This window comes from Facivitalis istanbulensis (genome assembly GCF_040560405.1).
Classification (GTDB): Bacteria; Pseudomonadota; Alphaproteobacteria; order Sphingomonadales; family Sphingomonadaceae; genus Sphingomonas; species Sphingomonas istanbulensis.
The window spans coordinates 34232-54072 of the sequence record NZ_JAVSCQ010000026.1; the positions used below are offsets into that span (position 1 = coordinate 34232).

20 protein-coding genes and 1 tRNA gene are annotated in these 19841 nt (G+C 66.1%); 10 read left to right on the plus strand and 11 right to left on the minus strand.

The window, feature by feature from the left end:
- Window positions 1-36: 36 nt before the first annotated feature.
- The 3 genes from RN629_RS14015 to RN629_RS14025 all read right to left on the minus strand — a co-directional run bounded on the left by RN629_RS14015 (window position 37) and on the right by RN629_RS14025 (window position 3290).
- Entirely contained in the window at window positions 37-1515 is a 1479-nt protein-coding gene (locus tag RN629_RS14015; protein ID WP_407035765.1) for a hypothetical protein, read from the minus strand.
- A 207-nt stretch (window positions 1516-1722) separates the two neighbouring features.
- Window positions 1723-2187 carry a Holliday junction resolvase RuvX gene (gene ruvX / locus RN629_RS14020; protein ID WP_407035766.1) on the minus strand — a complete coding sequence of 155 codons (465 nt, stop codon included), beginning with the start codon at window positions 2185-2187 and terminating at the stop codon, window positions 1723-1725.
- The gene (locus tag RN629_RS14025; RefSeq protein WP_407035767.1) at window positions 2184-3290 is read right to left on the minus strand and encodes a DUF3089 domain-containing protein; all 1107 of its coding nucleotides are present in this window, start codon (window positions 3288-3290) and stop codon (window positions 2184-2186) included. The genes ruvX and RN629_RS14025 overlap by 4 nt, the downstream gene beginning before the upstream one ends.
- A 149-nt stretch (window positions 3291-3439) precedes the next feature.
- On the opposite strand from RN629_RS14025, the gene gatC reads away from it, so the two are divergent.
- From gatC to RN629_RS14050, 5 genes are all read left to right on the plus strand, one after another.
- Window positions 3440-3727: an Asp-tRNA(Asn)/Glu-tRNA(Gln) amidotransferase subunit GatC gene (gene gatC, locus RN629_RS14030; RefSeq protein WP_407035768.1), complete on the plus strand. Its 288-nt coding sequence runs from the start codon at window positions 3440-3442 to the stop codon at window positions 3725-3727.
- Complete coding sequence (gene gatA, locus RN629_RS14035; protein WP_407035769.1) at window positions 3727-5208, plus strand: Asp-tRNA(Asn)/Glu-tRNA(Gln) amidotransferase subunit GatA; 1482 nt, start codon at window positions 3727-3729, stop codon at window positions 5206-5208. The genes gatC and gatA overlap by 1 nt, the downstream gene beginning before the upstream one ends.
- Window positions 5202-5618: a hypothetical protein gene (locus RN629_RS14040; protein ID WP_407035770.1), complete on the plus strand. Its 417-nt coding sequence runs from the start codon at window positions 5202-5204 to the stop codon at window positions 5616-5618. Before gatA ends, RN629_RS14040 begins: the two co-directional genes overlap by 7 nt.
- Window positions 5615-7099: an Asp-tRNA(Asn)/Glu-tRNA(Gln) amidotransferase subunit GatB gene (gene gatB / locus RN629_RS14045; RefSeq protein ID WP_407035771.1), complete on the plus strand. Its 1485-nt coding sequence runs from the start codon at window positions 5615-5617 to the stop codon at window positions 7097-7099. Before RN629_RS14040 ends, gatB begins: the two co-directional genes overlap by 4 nt.
- Before the next feature lie 131 nt (window positions 7100-7230).
- Window positions 7231-8100, plus strand: coding sequence for a hypothetical protein (locus tag RN629_RS14050; protein ID WP_407035772.1), 870 nt, complete (start codon window positions 7231-7233; stop codon window positions 8098-8100).
- A 47-nt stretch (window positions 8101-8147) separates the two neighbouring features.
- Here the strand turns inward: RN629_RS14050 and RN629_RS14055 are convergent, their stop codons facing one another.
- A complete protein-coding gene (locus RN629_RS14055; protein ID WP_407035773.1) occupies window positions 8148-8354 on the minus strand; it encodes a hypothetical protein in 207 nt (68 codons plus the stop codon).
- 9 nt (window positions 8355-8363) lie between these two features.
- On the minus strand, window positions 8364-8522 hold the full coding sequence (locus RN629_RS14060; RefSeq protein ID WP_407035774.1) for a hypothetical protein: 159 nt from the start codon (window positions 8520-8522) through the stop codon (window positions 8364-8366).
- 118 nt (window positions 8523-8640) lie between these two features.
- Between RN629_RS14060 and RN629_RS14065 the strand changes: the two genes are divergently transcribed.
- Window positions 8641-8725 (plus strand) — tRNA-Leu (locus RN629_RS14065).
- A 59-nt stretch (window positions 8726-8784) separates the two neighbouring features.
- A complete protein-coding gene (tig, locus tag RN629_RS14070; RefSeq protein ID WP_407035775.1) occupies window positions 8785-10413 on the plus strand; it encodes a trigger factor in 1629 nt (542 codons plus the stop codon).
- An 87-nt stretch (window positions 10414-10500) separates the two neighbouring features.
- Here tig and RN629_RS14075 read toward each other — a convergent pair whose 3' ends face one another.
- Window positions 10501-11841 (minus strand): hypothetical protein, encoded by a 1341-nt coding sequence (locus RN629_RS14075; RefSeq protein ID WP_407035776.1) that lies wholly within the window; start codon window positions 11839-11841, stop codon window positions 10501-10503.
- Window positions 11842-12050: 209 nt separating this feature from the next.
- On the opposite strand from RN629_RS14075, the gene RN629_RS14080 reads away from it, so the two are divergent.
- The 3 genes from RN629_RS14080 (at window position 12051) to clpX (ending at window position 15198) form a co-directional block, all read left to right on the plus strand.
- Entirely contained in the window at window positions 12051-12992 is a 942-nt protein-coding gene (locus tag RN629_RS14080) for a glycosyltransferase family 2 protein (RefSeq protein WP_407035777.1), read from the plus strand.
- A 134-nt stretch (window positions 12993-13126) separates the two neighbouring features.
- Window positions 13127-13816: an ATP-dependent Clp endopeptidase proteolytic subunit ClpP gene (gene clpP / locus RN629_RS14085; protein ID WP_407035778.1), complete on the plus strand. Its 690-nt coding sequence runs from the start codon at window positions 13127-13129 to the stop codon at window positions 13814-13816.
- Window positions 13817-13926: 110 nt separating this feature from the next.
- Window positions 13927-15198: an ATP-dependent Clp protease ATP-binding subunit ClpX gene (gene clpX / locus RN629_RS14090; RefSeq protein WP_407035779.1), complete on the plus strand. Its 1272-nt coding sequence runs from the start codon at window positions 13927-13929 to the stop codon at window positions 15196-15198.
- Window positions 15199-15389: 191 nt separating this feature from the next.
- Here the strand turns inward: clpX and lptG are convergent, their stop codons facing one another.
- The 5 genes from lptG to RN629_RS14115 all read right to left on the minus strand — a co-directional run bounded on the left by lptG (window position 15390) and on the right by RN629_RS14115 (window position 19485).
- Window positions 15390-16487 carry an LPS export ABC transporter permease LptG gene (gene lptG, locus RN629_RS14095; protein WP_407035780.1) on the minus strand — a complete coding sequence of 366 codons (1098 nt, stop codon included), beginning with the start codon at window positions 16485-16487 and terminating at the stop codon, window positions 15390-15392.
- Complete coding sequence (lptF, locus tag RN629_RS14100; RefSeq protein WP_407035781.1) at window positions 16484-17683, minus strand: LPS export ABC transporter permease LptF; 1200 nt, start codon at window positions 17681-17683, stop codon at window positions 16484-16486. The genes lptG and lptF overlap by 4 nt, the downstream gene beginning before the upstream one ends.
- A 48-nt stretch (window positions 17684-17731) precedes the next feature.
- On the minus strand, window positions 17732-18091 hold the full coding sequence (locus RN629_RS14105; RefSeq protein ID WP_407035782.1) for a response regulator: 360 nt from the start codon (window positions 18089-18091) through the stop codon (window positions 17732-17734).
- 110 nt (window positions 18092-18201) lie between these two features.
- Complete coding sequence (locus tag RN629_RS14110; RefSeq protein ID WP_407035783.1) at window positions 18202-18570, minus strand: hypothetical protein; 369 nt, start codon at window positions 18568-18570, stop codon at window positions 18202-18204.
- Between the two features lie 30 nt (window positions 18571-18600).
- The gene (locus RN629_RS14115) at window positions 18601-19485 is read right to left on the minus strand and encodes a GGDEF domain-containing protein (RefSeq protein WP_407035784.1); all 885 of its coding nucleotides are present in this window, start codon (window positions 19483-19485) and stop codon (window positions 18601-18603) included.
- Window positions 19486-19841 lie beyond the last annotated feature (356 nt).

Here is a 19841-nt window from a genome sequence, read left to right on the forward strand (position 1 = left end):
GGGTAGCGGCCGTGACGCGCTTCGGCAAGGGCCGCGTTAGCGATGCGGGCGGGTCAGGGGTGTCGATGGGTCTTGCGGCCAGGCCATCAGGACATGGCCGTCGCCGAGCCGGAGCAGGCGGACGGGGCCGATTGGGAAACCGGCGGCGCGCAGCGGGGCCGCCAGGCCATCCGCCGTGACCGATTCGCCCGCGACATGCTCGGTCCAGAACAGGGTTGGGCAATGGCGGTCCATGCTGTGGTCGGCGGGCGACGCCAGCGGAAAACCCATCCGCCGGGCGACCATCGCATAGGCGAAGGGCATGACGCGGGCATTGTCCGCCGGCGGGCTGTCCAGCACCGCGCGGTTGCCCGCCAGGTCGACCTGCACGCGCGTGGCGGGGCATCGGCCCCGAATCGTCGCGATCGCCCGTCCGGTATCGTACCAGCTCGGCAGGATGATCGTCCGCGCGAACTGGTCGCGGATCGTCGCAAGCGCGGCGACCGTCATGGCGAGATACAGCAACAGGGCGACACGACCGCGCAGCCGGTCGAGCAGCGCGGTCGCCCCCAGCGCCAGGACCATGGCGAGTGGGGGATGCAGCGCGACCAGATAGCGATCGATGATGAACGGGCGCCAGAGATGAAGCGCCACCAGCAGCGCGCAGCCCATCGCCCATCCCAGCAGCAGCGTGAGCGCCATATCGGCCTCCGGGGGCAAACGCCGCCCGCGCCACGCCGCCCGCGCGAGCAGGACGGTGCCGATCATGGCGGCCAGCGTCACCGGGATATTGCCGGTCAGGTTGTGGAAGACTTCGGTTTCGATCGCCCAGCGGGCGCTGTTCACGCCGCCCTGAATCCAGAATTGGCGCGTATTCGCCTCGATCCGCGTGAAGGACAGGGCCAGATGGCCGAGCATCGGCAGGGCGGCCAGCATTGCGGCGCTGATGAGGCTCGCCGCCGCGCGGCGGTCGCGGGCCAGGAGCCGGCGCAGGATCGCCGCGCCGACCACGCCGCCCATCATGATGCTCGCCGCCAGATGGACGTTGAACGCGACCAGCAGCGCCAGCGCCATCATCGCCCATGCCAGGCGGGGACGGCGCGCGCGATACTGGTCGAAGGCGACCAGCGCCGCCACTGCCACGGCGGCGGATGCGAAGGCCAGATAGTTGGAGCGCAACTCGGCGGCGCGTTGGATTGCCGGCCATGCTCCGGCAATCGCGATGGCATAGACCCAGCCGATCCGCCGCAGCGGGGCGGGGCGCAGCCGCCATGCGATCTGCACGCCCGCGCCGCTGAACAGCATCAGATTGACCGCGCGGCGCGCCTCGACAGCGTCTCCCAGCCAGGCGGTCGCGCGGACCAGAGCGTAGAAGAGCGGCGGATGATTGTCCGCGAGCCAATGGTGGATCGACAGGCTCAGCGGAATGCCGGGCCGCGTGACATAGAGGGTATAGAATTCGTCATACCATGGCCCACGGAACCGCATCGCGCAGACCATCGCGGTCATCAGGGTCAGCAGCACGATGACAAGCATCGCGCCCGTCCAGAAGGCAGGGCGGGACCATGGCCGCAGGGCCAGGGCCGGTCGCTGGGCCGGGGACGGGGCCGGTGTCATACGGCGCATGGTTTGCCGCAGCGCCCGTTCCGCAACAAGAGCCCGCGCCGCCGAATCGTGACTCGCGTCGCGTCCCGATTCGGCACGCCGCCCGCGTCCCGGATCATAGCCCGCGCCCCGGAGGCGTCAGGCCATGACCAGCGCGTCGATCGCGGCTTGCAGGATATGCGCGGCGGCGAGATTGTCGATCCGCTCGGCGCGCTTGGCCCGGCTCATATCCTGTTCGATCATCGTCCGTTCGACCGCGACGGTCGACCAGCGTTCGTCCCATAGCAGGATCGGCCCCAGATCGGCGCAGTTGCGGGCAAAGGCGCGGGTCGATTGCGAGCGCGGGCTTTCACTGCCGTCGAGGTTGAGCGGCAGGCCGATGACCAGCCCCTCGACGCCCTGCGCCGTGATCATCGCGACCAGTTGCTCCTTGTCCTTGGTGAACTTGGTCCGGCGGATCAGCGTGGCGGGGCTGGCAAAGCTCCATCCGGCATCGCACAGCGCGGTGCCGACCGTCTTGGTGCCGACGTCCAGTCCGATCAGCCGCCCGCCCGAGGGCAGGGCGGCACGAAACGCAAGACGGTCGGTGGTGATCAGGGTCATCGAAAGGCTTTCAAGCGGCGCTCCGCATCGGCGCGGATATTCGCCCAGAACAGGCTATAGTCATAGACGTGGTAATTGTTGCCCGGCAGCACATAGGGGCCGACGGCGGGGCCTTCGCCGATGGTCAGGATGCCGCGCCCCTCGCATCTGGCGGGCACGCGCCCGGCGGCGATGGTGGCGCTCTTCAGGTCGGCGGCGGGATAGAGCGTGCCCAGATTGGCGGTGGCCGGCGCCGCCGCGCCGGGCGTGCCGGTCAGCGGATTGGTGCACAGCATCGCGCTGTCCTTGCGGGGCGCGCCGGTATAGCCGCTGGTCTGGTCGAACACGTCGAGGATCAGCGACGGATCGGCCGGCTCGCCGAAGCTCTGCCAGCTGAGGATGCAGCCGGTCTGGTCGGCGCGTTCGCAGGCGGGCAGGCCCATGGCGGGCAGATCGGCGGTCATCGACACCGGCCAGCCGACGACATAGGCCGCGACGATCCGCCGCCGGAGCGCGGGGTCCTTGGCGACGCGGTCGGTCAACAGGCGCGACAGGTGGAGCGCGCCCTGGCTGTGCCCCGCCAAAATCAGCGGCCGCTTCGGCGACACCTGCGCCAAAAAGGCGGTGAAGGCCGCATCGACGTCGCGATAGGCCAGATCGAGCGCCCGCTCGGCATCCTGTGCGCTGGTCAGGAAGGCGCCGAAGGTGGCCTGGCGATAGCGTGGCGCCCAGATGTCGCCCGCCGCGTTGAACGCGCTGGCCTGTCCGCGCAGGAACAGTTCGGCCCGGCCATTGGTCTCCGGATCGTCGATCGGCGCGTTCCAGTGCGCCTTGTTGATATAGGAGGTCGGGTGGATGAAGAACACCGCCGCGCCGGTGTCGGGCTGGCCCGGCGCGTAGCCGGCCGGGGTCCAGAGCGCGGGATTGTCCGGGATGTCGGGCCGCGCCAGCCACATGATGCGGCGCTTGTAGAGTTCGGCCGGAGGCGCCGCCTGTGCCCGGAACGATTCGCTGGGCACCGTGGACCAGCGCAGCAGCTGGTTGCCGAACAGGCGATAGGCGAAGGTGGCCGCGATGCTCAGCACGATGATCGCCGCCACGACATACAGGAATTTGCGCGCCAAGTCGTCACTCCATTGTGCATTGCAGCATAAATGCTCGCACCGCAACTGCTGTTCCTGCGATGGGGCGTGCCCCGGTTGCAATCGCCGACGGACCAGGCTGACGGCAAAAACGTTGCGCGAAGCGGCGCGGCGATGCTAGCCGCAAATCCATGTCCGTAGATACCGCAACCGTGAAGAAGATCGCGAGCCTGGCCCGCATCGCGATCACCGAGGAGGACGCGACGCGTCTCGCCCCCGAACTCGGCAACATCCTGGGCTGGATCGAGCAACTGGGCGAGGTCGACACGCAAGGTGTCGAGCCGATGACCGCGGTGATCCCGAACCAGCTTCGCCTGCGCGACGACGTCGTCAATGATGGCGGCATCCGCGACCTCCTCATGCAGAATGCGCCCGAAGCCGAACACGGCTTCTTCACGGTGCCGAAAGTGATCGAATAATGACCGACCTGACCACGCTCGGCATCGCCGCCATTCGCGACGGCGTGCGCGATGGCCAGTTCAAGGCGCGCGACGTCGCCGAGGCCTTCAACGCCAAGGTCGCGGGCGCCCGTGCGCTCAACGCCTTTCTGGTCGAAACCCCCGAGCACGCGATCGCCGCCGCCGATGCGGCCGACGCCGCGCGGGCGGCGGGCGAGACGCTCAAGCCGCTCGCCGGCGTGCCGATCGGCATGAAGGACCTGTTCGCGACAAAGGGCGTCGCGACTACGGCGGCCAGCAAGATCCTCGAAGGCTTCGTGCCGCCCTATGAATCGACGGTGTCGCAGAATCTGTGGAATGCGGGCGCGGGGATGCTGGGCAAGCTGAACCTCGACCAGTTCGCCATGGGATCGTCCAACGAGACCAGCGCGTTCGGCAACGTCATCTCGCCCTGGCGGCGTCCCAACGACACGGCGGCGCTGGCCCCCGGTGGCTCGTCGGGCGGATCGTCGACGGCGGTATCGGCGGGGCTGGCTCCCGGCGCGACGGGCACCGATACGGGCGGCTCGATCCGCCAGCCCGCCGCCTTCACCGGCATCTCGGGCATCAAGCCGACCTATGGCCGCTGCTCGCGCTGGGGCACGATCGCCTTCGCCTCCTCGCTCGACCAGGCGGGGCCGATGGCGCGTGATGTCCGCGACTGCGCGATCATGCTGGAGGCGATGGCGGGCTTCGATGTCAAGGACGCGACCTCGCTCAAGCTCGACGTGCCCAACTGGGAAGCCGCGCTGTCGGCGAACCTGAAGGGCAAGAAGGTCGGCGTGCCCAAGGAATATCGCGTCGACGGCATGCCCGCCGAGATCGAGGCGCTGTGGCAGCAGGGCATCGACTGGCTGCGCGATGCGGGGGCGGAGATCGTCGAGGTCTCGCTGCCGCATACCCGGTACGCGCTGCCGGCTTATTACATCATCGCGCCGGCCGAGGCGTCGTCCAACCTCGCCCGTTATGACGGCGTGCGCTATGGCCTGCGCGACCTGCCCGAAGGGGCGGGGTTGCAGGATATGTACGCTGCGACCCGCGCCGCCGGGTTCGGTGACGAGGTGAAGCGCCGCATCCTGATCGGCACCTATGTCCTGTCGGCGGGCTTCTACGATGCCTATTACACCCAGGCGCAGAAGGTCCGCACCCTGATCGCCCGCGATTTCGAGCGGGCCTTCGAGCAATGCGATGTGCTGCTCACCCCGACCGCGCCCTCGGCGGCGTTCTCGCTGGGTGAGAAGCAGGCCGACCCGCTGGCCATGTACCTCAACGACGTGTTCACGGTGCCCGCCTCGCTCGCGGGGCTGCCCGCCATGTCGGTGCCGGGCGGGCTGGACAAGGACGGGCTGCCGCTCGGCCTCCAGGTCATCGGCAAGCCGCTGGACGAACAGGGCGTGTTGAACGCCGGGCTCGCCATCGAGCAGCGGGCGGGCTTTACCGCCCGGCCCGAGGCCTGGTGGTAAGCGACCGCGTCTTCGCGACCCGCAACATCGCCGTGTTGCGGGAGGCGCAGGGTGCCCTGAACGTCGCGTTCGGGGCGATCCTGAGCGCCTATGTCGGCGTGTCGTTGAGCAATATCGACAACCACCCCTTCGACCATCACGCGTTGGCGCGGTTCTTCCTCGGCGTGGCGGGGTTCATCCTGTGCCTGTGCGTGGGCAACAGCGTGATCCTGCGCGGCGAGGTGCGGCTGGGCATCGGGTTCCTGATGCTCGCCGCGATCGCGGCCTATGTCGGATTGATGGAGGCGCGGAATCTCGGCTTCGAAACCGCGATCCTGCGCATCCTGTCCGCCTGCTGGATCGTCGCGCTGCTGGGCAGCAACGCCGTCCTGACGGCGATCAACTATCTTCATCATCGAGATCGAACATGAGCGAATACCGCATCCAGGGCGCGACCGGCGAATGGGAGGTCGTAATCGGCCTGGAAGTCCATGCCCAGGTCACTTCCAACGCCAAGCTGTTCTCCGGCGCCGCGACCGCCTTCGGCGCGGAGCCCAACACCCAGGTGTCGCTGGTCGACGCCGCGATGCCGGGAATGCTGCCGGTGCCAAACATGGAGTGTATCCGTCAGGCGGTGCGCACCGGCATGGCGATCGATGCGCAGATCAATAAGTGGTCGCGCTTCGACCGGAAGAATTATTTCTACGCCGATCTGCCGCAGGGGTATCAGATCAGCCAGCTCTACCACCCGCTGGTGGGCGAGGGCGTGATCGAGGTCAGCCTGGACGAGAAGAACCCCGACGGCCCGACCAAGGCGATCGGGGTCGAGCGCATCCATGTCGAGCAGGATGCGGGCAAGCTGATGCACGATCAGCATCCCAAGCGGTCCTATGTCGACCTGAACCGCTCGGGCGTCGCGCTGATGGAGATCGTCAGCCGCCCCGACATGCGCTCCCCCGCCGAAGCGGGGGCCTATCTGCGCAAGCTGCGCGCGATCCTCCGCTATGTCGGGTCGTGCGACGGCAATATGGAAGAAGGCTCGATGCGCGCCGACGTCAACGTGTCGGTCCGCAAGCCCGGCGAGGAGTTCGGCACGCGCACCGAGACGAAGAATGTCAACTCGGTCCGCTTCGTCATGGCGGCGATCGAATATGAAGCGAAACGCCAGGTCGAGGTGATCGAGGGCGGCGGCCGGATCGTCCAGGAAACCCGTCTCTTCAACGTCGAGAGCGGCACCACCCGTTCGATGCGGTCGAAGGAAGATGCGCATGATTACCGCTATTTCCCCGATCCCGACCTGCTGCCGCTGGAACTGACCGATGCGTTCGTCGAGGAATGCCGGGCCAGCCTGCCCGAACTGCCCGACGCCAAGCGCCGCCGTTACGAGGCGCTGGGCCTGAGCGCCTATAATGCCGACGTGCTGACCGCCGAGGTCGAGACGGCGCGCTGGTTCGACGGCCTGCTGGAGGCGCTGGAGGGTTCGCAGGCCAAGCCTGCACAGGCCGCCAACTGGGTGGCGGCCGAGTTGTACGGCGCGCTCAACCGGCTGGGCAAGGACATCACCGAAAGCCCGGTCTCGCCCGCGCAGGCGGCCGAGTTGCTGGCGCTGGTCGCCGACGGCACGTTGTCGGGGAGCCTGTCCAAGCAGGTGTTCGAGATCATGCTGGATACCGGCGACGGTCCGTCGAAGATCGTCGAGGAACGCGGACTCAAGCAGACCAGCGACACCGGCGCGATCGAGGCGGTGATCGCCGAGGTTCTGGCGAAGAACCCCAACCAGCTCGGCCAGTATCGCGGGGGCAAGGAGGCGCTGTTCGGCTTCTTCGTCGGCCAGACGATGAAGGCGATGGGCGGCAAGGCCAATCCGGCGGTGGTCAACGACCTGCTGAAGAAGGCGCTGGCGGGCAACTAAGGCCCTTCGCCATGCTCCGCAGTGTTGGGCGGGGCATGGCGACCAGCTTTCGCAAAAATCCTCTGTCGAACTGTTGTTCGACGTCATAGACATATTGCCGTCGAACATCATGTTCGCACGGGGGAATCGATATGAAATGGGGGATGCTGGCGGCGGCCATGCTGTGCGTGGCGGCGCCTGTTGCGGCCGAAGTCTTGAACAATCAGACGGTTGTGACGCTCGTTCAGGCCGGGCTTGGCGAAGAAGCGGATATCGCCAAGATCAAGGCGTCGCCGAATCGCTTCGATCTGGGCACGGACCAGTTGATCGCGCTCAAGAAGCAGGGCGTCCCGTCGCCGGTCATCGCGGCGATGCTGTCCGCGTCGCAGGAGGGCGGCGTATCGGCCAAGGCCAGCCTGTCGGCGGATTCGCCCGACTGGCGGGTGCCGCATCCCGCGGGCATCTACCTGCTCGCCGACGAGGGCGCGGAGCCGAAGATGCAGCGGCTCGACCCGACGACCGCCAACCAGACCAAGACCGGCGGGATGCTGGGCTATGCGCTGACCGGCGGGATCGCATCGATCAAGATGAAGTCAGTCATCCCGAACGACCATGCCCGCATCCGTTCGGCCAAGGCCAAGCCCGAATTCTATTTCTATTTCGATGAGGCCAATGCCAGCCTGTCGAGCGGGGCCAATGGCGGATCGTGGCTGACGGGGCCGAATGCGACGATCACGTCGCCGAATGAATTCAGCCTGGTACGCTTCGATGTGAAGAAGGATCATCGCGAGGCGCGGGTGGGCAGCTTCAGCATTGGCGGGGCCAAGTCCGGGGTAATGGACAAGGATCGTATCGCCTTCACCTATGATCGCGTCGCGAACGGGGTGTTCCGCGTATCCCCAAACATGCCGTTGGAACCGGGCGAATATGGCTTCCTCTATTCGATCAGCGCGGGCGGCGGGCCGGGCATGTTCGACAAGAACACGATGACCAAGGTGTTCGACTTCTCGATCGGGCAATGAGGGGGGGGCCGGCGGTGAGTGACGCGCCGGGGCGGTCCTTTCGGTGGCTATTGCGCGTCGAGATCCTGGTTGCGCACCACGCCGCCGGTGCCGCCGACGCCGTCATGCTCGCCGGAGCTGGTGAAGGTCACTGGCTCTTCGCCGCCTTCGCCGCGCTTGACCGCATCGGATCGCGCCTCGACCGCCTGTTCGATATCGCTGCGCTCATCGTCGCGCGGCGGGCTGTCGGGATGATGTTCGGGATGGCTGGCCATGACAGTTCCTCAAATCTGCGGGGGTTGTTGCGTACCGGGATCGCCCGGACCGACGCCCGGTGCGGGCTGGTCGATATCGGGGGCGGGCGGCATGATTTCGGGCGGCGGCGCGTCGGGTTGCGCGGGCTGGGTCGGCTGTGGACTCTCGGGCGGGGGCTGGGTCGCCATCGTCGCTCTCCTGTGGGGTGAAGGGGATAAACGCATGGCGAACGCCGATGTTGCCTGTTGTCCCTTGCCCCCGACGCCCATGGTGATATAGACGCGCGCCCATCGGCGGTGTCCTCGTGCGGGCGTGGCGGAACTGGTAGACGCGCTGGATTTAGGTTCCAGTATCGTAAGATGTGGGGGTTCGAGTCCCTTCGCCCGCACCAGTCCCCGGTCACAACGGGGCGACAGCCACACGGAATTTCTCCAGATTGAAGGCCTTTAGATGCAGACTGTCGAGACGCTGAACGAGGGGCTGAAGCGCGCCTACACGCTCACCATCACTGCCCAGGACATCGAAACCAAGGTCGATGCCGAGCTGAAGCGGATCGCTCCGCAGATGAAGCTGCCCGGCTTCCGTCCCGGCAAGGTGCCCGCGAATCTGGTTCGCAAGATGCACGGCCCCGCGCTGTTGCAGGACGCGCTGAACACCGCGTTGCAGGAAGGCGTGCAGTCGCTGATCGCCGAGCAGGGCCTGCGCCCCGCCATGCAGCCGCAGGTCGAACTGGCCGAAGGCTATGAGCCGGGTCAGGATGCCAAGCTGACCGTCACGCTGGAAGTGCTGCCGCAGGTGCCGGCCCCCGCGATCGATGCGCTGAAGCTCGATCGCCTGACGGTGCCGGTCGCCGACGAGGCGGTGGACGAGCAGCTCCAGAAGTTCGCCGACCAGCAGAAGCGCTGGGACGATGCGGCCGACAAGGCCGCCGAGCAGGGCGACCAGGTCACCGTGGACTTCGTCGGCAAGACCGCCGATGGCGTCGCCTTCGAGGGCGGCTCGGGCGAGGACATGGCCGTCGAGATCGGCGGCGGTCGCCTGATCCCGGGCTTCGAGGAGCAGCTCGTCGGCGTGAAGGCCGGTGAGGAGAAGCAGATCTCGGTTACCTTCCCCGAGGATTATCCCGCCAAGAACCTGGCTGGCCAGCCGGCCACCTTCGACCTGACCATCAAGTCGGTGAAGACCGCGGGCGAGGCCAAGGTCGATGACGAGATGGCCAAGAATCTGGGTCTCGAGAGCCTTGAGCAGCTGCGCGGCCTGATCAAGGGGCAGATCGAGCAGGAGCATAACGGCCTGACCCGCACCTATATGAAGCGCAAGCTGCTCGACCAGCTGGCCGACGGTCATGACTTCGAAGTGCCGCCGTCGATGGTCGAGGCCGAATTCTCGCAGATCTGGGCGCAGCTCGAACATGAAGCGACCCATGAGGAAGACCCCGAGGCCGCCAAGGCCGAGATGGAGAAGGAGCGCGACGATTATCAGAAGATCGCCGAGCGCCGCGTCCGCCTGGGCCTGCTGCTTTCGGAAATCGGCCAGGCCAATGGCGTGGATGTCAGCGCACAGGAAATGAACCGCCTGATCGCGCAGGCCGCGCAGCAATACGGCCCGGAAGATCGCCAGCGCTTCATCCAGTATATCCAGCAGGAGCCGATGGCCGCCGCCCAGCTGCGCGCGCCGCTCTATGAGGACAAGGTCGTCGACTTCCTGTTCGAGAAGGCCGAGATCACCGATCGCGAGACCACGCGTGAGGAACTCGAAGCCGCGATCGAGAGCGAGGACGGTTTCGCGACCGGCACGCATATCCACAATCATGACCATGATCACGACCATGGCCATGACCACGATCATGACGGGGCGGATCAGACCGAGGTGACGGCAGAGGAAGCGCCGAAGCCGAAGGCGACCCGCGCGAAGAAGGTCGCGTCGACCGAAGACGAGGCCGGTGCTGATGAGGCTGCCCCGGCCAAGAAGCCGCGCGCGAAGAAGGCCGTGGCTGCGGACGGTGAAACGGCGGCCGAGGCGACCGAGGAAGCGCCGGCGAAGAAGCCGCGCGCGAAGAAGGCCGCGCCGACCGAGTAAGGCGCGATATCCGGTCCGTTGAAATGGACCGGATTTGCCCGAACGGACATGAAAGGGGCGGTCGCGCGAGCGGCCGCCCCTTTCTGACTATGGGCGGGATGCCGCCTTTTGCGCCGATCGCCATTCGAGCAGGAATCGGATGGCCACGAGCGGCAGCAGCCACAGGACGCGACTCTGGTAACGGTCGTCCGGTCCTGACAGCGCTCCGGTTACTGCCGCATTGAGCAACAGGGTCGCTGCCACCAGCGCCATGAGGCCGAGAAGAGGCCATCGCCGCCGCCGCGCGGCCCATAGCGCCATCACCGGCAACAGCGCCGCGATCGTCCCGGCGATCGCGACGTCGGGAAAGATCTTCAGCCGATTCAAGGCATCACGCTGCTGGAGCCCATGGCGAAAGGCCGGCATCTCGGTGGGGAGGCTGGTCGCCAGGACATGGCTGATATTCATTTCCGGGCCATAGGGCGGCAACACGCCGGTTCGCACGGTGGTCAGTTGCGCGACAAAGCCCCGTCCGCCCAGCGCCAGCACCCCCATCGGGTCTTCGCGCAGGACCGCGTGAATGATGCGTTTCTGCTCGGCGACGGTGCGCGCCCGGTCCTTGCTCAGCGCGGGCGTCAGCAGCGGCGAGCGCGGATCCCAGAGATAGGCCTGGCCCGGCTTCTCGCTTCGCGGGTCGTCGACCAGCGGGCGGATGGCGCAATGGACCAGCGGCTGGGTCGCACACAGCCGGGCGAGGACCGGCTGGGCGACATGGCCGTCGAGCAGGCGCGCCAGGATGAACATGTCCGACGATAGCGAGGGCTTGAATTCATCCTCGGCGATCAGGTTCATGCTGCTGAGCCCGAGCACCGAAAGGGCGATGGCGGCGGCCGGGGCGACGGCGCGGCGTATCGCCTGGCGTATGGGTACGCCTGTCAGGCAGAGGCCGCCGATCGTGAGGGCCAGCAACCCGACGCTGAGCGGGATATGGCTCAGATGGACGCCGATCAGCAGGGCGAGGATCCCCGTCAGGCCAAGGCGATGCCATCGCGGCATCGCCGCGCCGGGCCGGGCCATCAGCGCGAAGATGACCAGCGGCAGGAAGCCGGTGGCCAGGTCGGGCATGATCTGACCGACCAGCCAGGGCAGGCTGCTGCCGATCGCCAGCAGGATGCACGCCGCCAGCCAGAGGGTGGGCCGGAGGGGGCCGCGCCCGATCGTCAACGCCGGATGCAGCAGCAGGACGCTGCCGATCGCCTGGACCGCGACGATGCCCCATGGCCCCGCCAGTCGAACCGGCAGCAAGATCGCCAGACCATAGACCGGCGGTCGGTCGAGCGGATACCGGAATTGCAGTGCCGTGGCGAGGTAGGTGCCCGTGTCCGAGAAGACGAGGGGGAAGCCGTTGGCGATTGCGACCCAGCTGAGGCAGGCGACCGCGATCAGCATGATCGGGATGGTCCGTGCCGCGACCCGCCATCGTGGGCCGCGGTCAATATGTCCTGCCGTCACGCCTCGGCCTCTGTCCGTCATTGCCAAATATCCTTGGCGTCCCGCCTCATCCCGGAATGTCGCCAGGGGGTGGACGCTATTGCACGGGTGTGAAAAATCGGCTTAACCCCGGCCTCCTTTTTTGAGCGTCATGGGCGCGGGGACGCATGGGCTGGACTGATACCAAGATCGCGGTGCTGCTGCCCTGCTATAACGAAGACGCGGCGATCGCGCAGACCATTGCAGGGTTCCGGGCCGCGCTGCCCTCGGCAACCATCTATGTCTACGACAATAACAGCAAGGACGAGACGATCGCCGTCGCCCGTGCGGCCGGCGCGATCGTGCGGTCGGAGCGGATCCAGGGCAAGGGGGCGGTCGTGCGGCGGATGTTCGCCGATGTCGATGCCGATATCTATGTCATGGCCGATGGCGATGCGACGTACGACGCGGCGTCGGCCCCCGATCTGGTCCGGCGAATGGTCGAGGAACAGCTGGACATGGTGGTCGGCCAGCGGGTGAGCGAGGCCGAACTGGCCTATCGCCGTGGGCATCGTTTCGGCAACGCCCTGTTGACCGGCATGCTGGCCCAGCTTTTCGGGCGCAGCTTTTCCGACATCCTGTCGGGATATCGCGTTTTTTCCCGCCGTTTCGTCAAGAGCTTCCCGGTGCTGTCCGTCGGTTTCGAGATCGAGACCGAGATCAGCGTCCATGCGCTCGAGCTCAAGATGCCCTGCGCGGAGATCGCGACGCCCTATTATGCGCGGCCCGAGGGATCGGCCTCGAAGCTCAGCACCTATTCGGACGGCTGGCGCATCCTGCGCACGATCATCAAGCTCTATCGGATCGAGCGGCCCATGTGGTTCTTCGGTGCCATCGCGGCGCTGCTGGCGGTGGTGGCGGTGCTGTTGTCGGTGCCGCTCATCCTGACCTATATCGACACGCATCAGGTGCCGCGTTTCCCGACGGCCCTTTTGTCGACCGGGCTGATGCTGCTGGCCGCGCTCAACCTGTTCACCGGCCTGATCCTGGATACGGTCGTGCGCGGGCGGCAGGAGGTGCGGCGGCTCGCCTATCTCAGCCAGCCCGCGCCGATGAACCCGACGCTTTAGTTTCGATCGGCGGCCTCGGCCCGGCGCGGGGCGCGAAAGAAGGCGGGCCCCTGTCAATGCGTCCGTCGCCGGGGCTTGAATATGCGCGGGCATCACGCGACATAGGGGCTCTTCTGGGCATAAGAGAGATTTCCATGCACAATCCGTTCGAGACCGGCGATTTCGCGAGCCCGCTGGCACAGGCCGGCGTCGGGTTCCGGCAGACGCAGGCCGGTCTGGTTCCGATCGTCATCGAACAGTCGAACCGCGGCGAACGGTCGTTCGATATTTTCAGCCGCCTGCTGCGCGAGCGCATCATCTTCGTCACCGGCGGTGTCGAGGACGGCATGGCCTCGCTGATCTGCGCACAGCTGTTGTTCCTTGAGTCGGAGAATCCGAAGAAGGACATCTACATGTACATCAACTCGCCGGGCGGTGTCGTCACGGCGGGCATGGCGATCCATGACACGATGCAGTATATCCGTCCGCGCGTCGGCACGCTGTGCATCGGCCAGGCCGCCTCGATGGGCAGCTTCCTGTTGTCGGCGGGTGAGCCGGGCATGCGCGTCGCGACCACCAACAGCCGCATCATGATCCACCAGCCCTCGGGCGGGGCGCAGGGCATGGCGGCCGATATCGAGATCCAGGCGCGCGAAATCCTGCGGATGCGGCATTTCCTGAACACGCTGTACGCCAAATATACCGGCAAGCCGCTCGAGGAAATCGAGCGCGCGATGGACCGGGACAAGTTCATGAGCGCCGAGGAAGCCAAGGAATTCGGCCTGATCGATCAGGTGTTCGACAAGCGTCCGGTTCCGACCGACGACGCATCGGCCGCCGCATAAGACGGTCGTTCAGCGTGAACGGTTTATTTCGATTGTGACTTTAACGGGGTGCGGTACGATGCGCACCCCGGCAACGGTAGCGCACCGGTATCGGGTGCGAGAGGTGATTGATGGACAAGGTGAGCGGTGGCAACTCGAAAAGCACCCTCTATTGCTCGTTCTGCGGCAAGTCGCAGCACGAGGTGCGCAAGCTGATCGCGGGGCCGACCGTCTTCATTTGCGACGAGTGCGTGGAGCTGTGCAACGACATCATCCGTGAGGAGACCAAGTCCGCCCTGGTGTCCAAGAAGGACGGTGGCGTGCCGACGCCGCAGGAAATCTGCAACGTGCTCGACGATTATGTCATCGGGCAGAAGCAGGCCAAGCGTGTCCTATCGGTCGCGGTGCACAACCATTACAAGCGGCTGAACCACGGCGCGAAGGGTGCCGATGTCGAGCTGGCCAAGTCGAACATCCTGCTCGTCGGGCCGACCGGCTGCGGCAAGACACTGCTGGCGCAGACGCTGGCGCGCATCCTCGACGTGCCGTTCACCATGGCGGACGCGACGACGCTGACCGAGGCGGGCTATGTCGGCGAGGATGTCGAGAACATCATCCTGAAGCTGCTCCAGGCCTCGGATTACAATGTCGAGCGGGCGCAGCGCGGCATCGTCTATATCGATGAGATCGACAAGATCAGCCGCAAGGCCGAGAATCCCTCGATCACCCGCGACGTGTCGGGCGAGGGCGTTCAGCAAGCACTGCTCAAGTTGATGGAAGGCACGACCGCCAGCGTTCCGCCGCAGGGTGGCCGCAAGCATCCGCAGCAGGAATTCCTGCAAGTCGATACGACGAACATCCTGTTCATCTGCGGCGGCGCGTTTGCGGGTCTGGAAAAGATCATCGGCGACCGCCTGCAGGGCAAGTCGATCGGCTTCGGTGCCTATGTCGCGGCGCCCGAGGAAAAGCGGACCGGCGAGTATCTGCGCCAGACCGAGCCGGAGGATCTGCTCAAATTCGGCCTGATTCCCGAATTTGTCGGTCGTTTGCCGGTCATCGCGACGCTGGAAGACCTCGACATCTCGGCGCTGGTCAAGATCCTGTCCGAGCCGAAGAACGCGCTGGTCAAACAGTATCAGAAGCTGTTCGAGATGGAGAATGTCGAACTCGACTTCACCGACGATGCGCTGACCACGGTCGCCAAGAAGGCGATCGAGCGCAAGACCGGCGCGCGCGGGCTTCGCTCGATCCTGGAGGGCATTCTGCTCGACACCATGTTCGACCTGCCCGGCATGGATGGCGTCGACGAAGTGATGATCGACAAGGACGTGGTCGAAGGCCGCAAGGAACCGATCCGCGTCTATGCCGAGAAGAGCAAGAAGAAGGACGGCGCGGCAGCGTAACCCGCCGCATCGCCGGAACTATGAAAAAGGGGTCGGGAAACCGGCCCCTTTTTCATGGCCGTCGTTTGCGGTGGGGCGATGTGCGATGGGCCGCCGGAGACTCCCCGCCCTTTTTGGGCGTGGATCGCCGGGAGGGCCGTCATGGCGTCGGGATGATAGTGGACGCCGAGGGGCGGAGAAAGCGCGCCCCCCTATTCCTCGGTCCTGAACAGTACCGCTTCGCCGATCAGGAAGAATAGCAGGATCGGCGCCCAGGCGGCGAGGAAGGGCGGATAGGCGCCCAGATCGCCCATCGCGAGCGAGAAATTGTCCGCCACGAAATAGGCGAAGCCCAGCGCCATGCCGATCACCGCACGGACGAACAGCTTGCCCGAACGGGCGATGCCGAACGCCGCCACCGCGCCCAGCAGCGGCATCAGCACTGCCGAGAGCGGCGCGGACAGCTTGTGCCACAGCGCACCTTCCAGCGACTTGGTCGGCCGGCCGGCGTCCCGCAGATCGTCGATCGCGGTCGACAGCGCGCCAAAGGACAGGCCGTCGGCACTGACGCTGGAGAGCGTTAGTTGCTCGGGTGTCACGCCATGCGCGATTTGCAGGGATGGAATGCTGGTCAGCGTGCCGGGGCCGACCTCGAACCGGGTCGCAGGGCCGATTCGCCAGCCGTCGCCGTCGCGCTGTCCACGCGGCGCGCGGATGATCGCGCGCAGGCTGCCGCCAACCCGGTCATAGAGCGTCACGCCGCCCAACTGGGTCTTCGCGCCGCGTCCCTGGATCAGGTCGACCGAGATCAGGTCGTCGCCGTCGCGGATCCAGACATTGGATCGGTCGCCGCTGTCGATGGGCAGGGGACCATAGTCCACCTTTTGCCACGCGGCCAGCGTGGCGGTGGCGCGCGGGACGATGCGGTCGTTGAACGTAAAGCTCAGGATCGCGACGCCCGCGCTCGCGACAAGCAGCGGGGCGAGCACCTGATGTGCCGACAGCCCGGCGGCTTTCAATGCGATGACCTCCGAATTCTGGTTCATCGTGAAGAAGGTCAGGATGGTGCCCAGCAGCACCGAGAAGGGCAGGATGAAGGCGATGATCTGCGGCGCGCGCAGCGAGACGTAGCGCCACACCTGCGCCTCGCCATTGCCCGGCGCGGCCAGGATCGCGCCCGACTCGCTCAGAATGTCGAGCGCCTGCAACACCAGCACCAGCGCGAACAGGATCGCGAAGGTGCGGACCAGGAACATCTTGGCCATGTAGATGGCGATGGTCCGGGACGGGAAAATGCTCGACAGGCTCATGCGGGGAACGCCTTCTTCCGGCGACGGCCGGGCAGCCAGCGGCCGATCGCCTTGACGAGCTTGGCCACGCCGCGCTCCAATGCGCCGATCGGTTGTCCGCCGGGCACATAGGCGGTGACATAATACATCCAGAAGACCAGCCCCGCGAAGACCACGAACGGCCCCCATAGCGCGATCAGCGGATCGACCCGGCCGAGCGCCCCGATATCGGCGGCATATTGGTTCACCTTGTGATAGGTGACGAGCATCACGATCGACAGGAACACGCCCAGTGCCGAGGTCGATCGCTTGGGCGGGATGCCCAGCGACACCGCCAGCAACGGCAACAGGAACATCGTCACCACCTCGACCAGGCGGAAATGGAATTCGGCACGGCTGCCTGCGCGCGCCTCCGCGCTGCTCGCCTCCTTCCCCTGGCGGGCGAGTTCGGGCAGCGTGAACTCCAGGTCGCGGCCGCCGCGTCGGCGGAAATTGTCGAACTTGGGCAGGTCGATCGGCAGGTCGTGGCTGGAGAAGGTCAGCACGCGCGGCACGCGGAATTCGGGCCGGTTGTGGATCAGCGTGCCGTTGGTCAGGCGGAAGATGATGACGTTGGGATCGTCGGTCGCCAGGAAGCGCCCATGCTCCGCCGTCACGCCGATCCAGTCGCCCTTGGACGTGTTGGCATGGACGAAGATGCCCGACAGGTCGCGGCCATTGTCGCGGCTTTCCTCGATGCGCAGCGTCATCCGGTCGCCCAGGTGGGTGAACTCGCCCACCTTGATCGACGCGCCCAGCGCGCCCGTGCGCAGCTCGTAGCGCAGCCCTTCATAATAATAACGGGCGATCGGCTGGACATAGCCGACGATGGCCAGGTTCAGCGCGGCCAGCACGATCGCGAACATGTAGGGGACGCGCAACAGCCTCGTATAGCTCATCCCGACGCCGCGCATCACGTCCAGCTCGGACGAGGTGGCCAGCCGGCGGAAGGCGAGCAGGATGCCCAGCATGAGCCCGATCGGGATGCCGAGGCCGAGATATTCGGGCAGGAGATTGGCGAGCATCCGCCACACGACACTGATCGGTCCCCCTTCGGTCGCGACGAATTCGAACAGGCGGCGGATACGATCGAGTACCAGCAGCATGGCCGCGATGATGAGCGTCGCGAAGAGCGGCAACGCTATCAGTCGGGCCATGTAGCGATCGATGGATTTCATGCGACATTCCCCGTCATCCGATTTTCTCCCGTTCAGGACGCGCGGCAATTACAGTAATTCCGCCACCCTGTTCACAACCTCGTCGATCCGCCAGGGCTTCGCGAGGAAGCCGACACCCTGCGGCAAAGCCGCCTCGCTGGGGAACACCCGGCCCGAGCTGACAAGAATGGCGATCTCCGGCCATTGCTCGCGGATCGCGGCGGCCAGGGCGACGCCGTTCATGTTCCCCGGCATTTCAATATCGGTGAGGACCGCGCGAATGTCGTTGCGGGTTTCGAGGATCGACAGCGCGCCCAGCGCGTCGCCCGCCTCGCAAACGCAGTAGCCCGCATCTGCGAAGATTTCGGCCGCCATCATCCGCACAAGCGGTTCGTCCTCGACAACCAGCACCGTGACACTGCTCTCCATGCGCGTCTCCTTGTTGGTGTGAGGGCGGAGCCGGGGTCGCGCGCTCCGCCCTCTTTCCATCGTCATTCCCCCACAGACGCCGATGGAAATCCCTGTTTCACGCCGATCCGCTACCCTTTGTCCCTTCGATACTCCGCCACATCGCGCAAGGTTGCGGCCCAATAGGCGAGGGCCAGGCCCTCGTCCTCATTCTCGTTCTTGCTGACCGTGGCATAGATGCCCAGCGCCTGCGCGAAATCGTCCGTGGTCGCGACGCCGCTCTTTTCCAGAAGCGCGCTCACAACCGCCAGCGCCCCGCCGATCGCCTTCACCAGCGCGGGATCGAGCGACGTCGCCCGCTCCTGCGCGCGCCGATCGGGATCGGCAGCATCATCGGCGCGCAAGGCAGTCAGGCGCGCGGCAATGTCATGCGCCTGTTGAAGATAGATCGCGGCGGCATCCTCTCCGGCGCGGTCGAGCAAATCGAGCGCCTCGGCCATCAACGCGACCGCGCAGGGCGGTCTTGTCCGTCATGCAGGCTGCTCGCGAAGCGGGCCGCTCGCCCGCTCGCGCCCGTCGTGCTGGGGCTGGTCCGCCCAAGTGATTTCACAGGCGTTCTTGCCGGCCCGCTTCGCCACGAACATCGCCTGATCGGCCGCGTGCATGAGCGCAGCCGGATCGCGCGGGACGTGCGGCGGAATGACTAGCGCGCCCATGCTGCACGTCACCGGATGCTCGCCCGCCGCCAGCACGGCCGACACACGCGAATGGAGCGTGCGCGCGAACATCTCGCCCGCGTCCGCTGGATGCACGCGGAGCAACACCGCGAACTCGTCGCCACCGATCCGCCCGAAAGCATCCTCGCGCCTGATGCTGCCCGCCGCGCCGCGTGCGAAGGTCCGTAGCACGGCGTCGCCGGCGGCATGGCCGTGGGCACTGTTGACGCCCTTGAAATCGTCAAGATCGAAGATCGCCAGCAACAGCGTCTCGCTGGCCCTGCTGGCAACGGTAAGCGCCTCTGAAAACCGTTCGTTGAACGTCTCACCATTCAGCGCGCCGGTCTTGCGGTCGCGCAGCGCGAGATGCCGTTGGCGGTCAAACGATCGGCGGAAACTCACGATCGTTGCGGCGACAAACAGATAGGTCGCGACCCGCACGCTCGTTCGGACCACCAGCGAGGCCGAGACCCCGCCATCGTCCAGATGCGGAACGATGGCGAGGATCGCGGTAAGCAAAGCAACAAAATACGCAGCACGTTCGCCCAGCGCCCATGCGGCGGCGCATATGATCGGAATGTAGAGCGGAGCCAGGCCAGCGCCGGGATAGGCGTGGTTCGCCCATGAAAGGGCGGTGACGGCAACGAGGATCGCGAACCAGGCATGTTCGCGCGGCAGGGATTCCAGACGTTCGGCCAATCGACCGACAGGGAGATGACTGTTCACGCGCTTCCTACCCCTACCGCAAAGCTCCATCCACACTCGCCGGCGACGCCGATCGGACAGCCGACTGCACGCCACCAAATCGGAAGCGTGCAGCCGGCAGCAACCGGCCATTGGAAACCTGATGTAAGTCAGGCGCGAACACCTTTGGGCCAAGGGCCTTGGACATGCGTGTCCGCTGCCCGGTCGCTGAAGCTCGTCTTACACCGACATTCCCCAAGTGGCCTGCCGCTTGACTTCAAGATCGCCTGATTTTGCTCGCTGGGCAAGCGTTTTTCGCCCCGAGCGGTGTCTGTCGTCGCGCAAACGGCCGAAGTCGGGTGGATCAAGCC

Excerpts from the sequence above, each read along its gene's own strand:
- RN629_RS14015 (WP_407035765.1), bottom strand. The coding sequence starts at position 1,515 with ATGCTTGTCATCGTGCTGCTGACCCTGATGACCGCGATGGTCTGCGCG.
- ruvX (WP_407035766.1), bottom strand. The coding sequence starts at position 2,187 with ATGACCCTGATCACCACCGACCGTCTTGCGTTTCGTGCCGCCCTGCCC.
- gatC (WP_407035768.1), top strand. The coding sequence starts at position 3,440 with ATGTCCGTAGATACCGCAACCGTGAAGAAGATCGCGAGCCTGGCCCGC.
- gatA (WP_407035769.1), top strand. The coding sequence starts at position 3,727 with ATGACCGACCTGACCACGCTCGGCATCGCCGCCATTCGCGACGGCGTG.
- gatB (WP_407035771.1), top strand. The coding sequence starts at position 5,615 with ATGAGCGAATACCGCATCCAGGGCGCGACCGGCGAATGGGAGGTCGTA.
- RN629_RS14050 (WP_407035772.1), top strand. The coding sequence starts at position 7,231 with ATGAAATGGGGGATGCTGGCGGCGGCCATGCTGTGCGTGGCGGCGCCT.
- RN629_RS14055 (WP_407035773.1), bottom strand. The coding sequence starts at position 8,354 with ATGGCCAGCCATCCCGAACATCATCCCGACAGCCCGCCGCGCGACGAT.
- RN629_RS14060 (WP_407035774.1), bottom strand. The coding sequence starts at position 8,522 with ATGGCGACCCAGCCCCCGCCCGAGAGTCCACAGCCGACCCAGCCCGCG.
- tig (WP_407035775.1), top strand. The coding sequence starts at position 8,785 with ATGCAGACTGTCGAGACGCTGAACGAGGGGCTGAAGCGCGCCTACACG.
- RN629_RS14075 (WP_407035776.1), bottom strand. The coding sequence starts at position 11,841 with ATGCTGATCGCGGTCGCCTGCCTCAGCTGGGTCGCAATCGCCAACGGC.
- RN629_RS14080 (WP_407035777.1), top strand. The coding sequence starts at position 12,051 with ATGGGCTGGACTGATACCAAGATCGCGGTGCTGCTGCCCTGCTATAAC.
- clpP (WP_407035778.1), top strand. The coding sequence starts at position 13,127 with ATGCACAATCCGTTCGAGACCGGCGATTTCGCGAGCCCGCTGGCACAG.
- clpX (WP_407035779.1), top strand. The coding sequence starts at position 13,927 with ATGGACAAGGTGAGCGGTGGCAACTCGAAAAGCACCCTCTATTGCTCG.
- lptG (WP_407035780.1), bottom strand. The coding sequence starts at position 16,487 with ATGAGCCTGTCGAGCATTTTCCCGTCCCGGACCATCGCCATCTACATG.
- lptF (WP_407035781.1), bottom strand. The coding sequence starts at position 17,683 with ATGAAATCCATCGATCGCTACATGGCCCGACTGATAGCGTTGCCGCTC.
- RN629_RS14105 (WP_407035782.1), bottom strand. The coding sequence starts at position 18,091 with ATGGAGAGCAGTGTCACGGTGCTGGTTGTCGAGGACGAACCGCTTGTG.
- RN629_RS14110 (WP_407035783.1), bottom strand. The coding sequence starts at position 18,570 with ATGGCCGAGGCGCTCGATTTGCTCGACCGCGCCGGAGAGGATGCCGCC.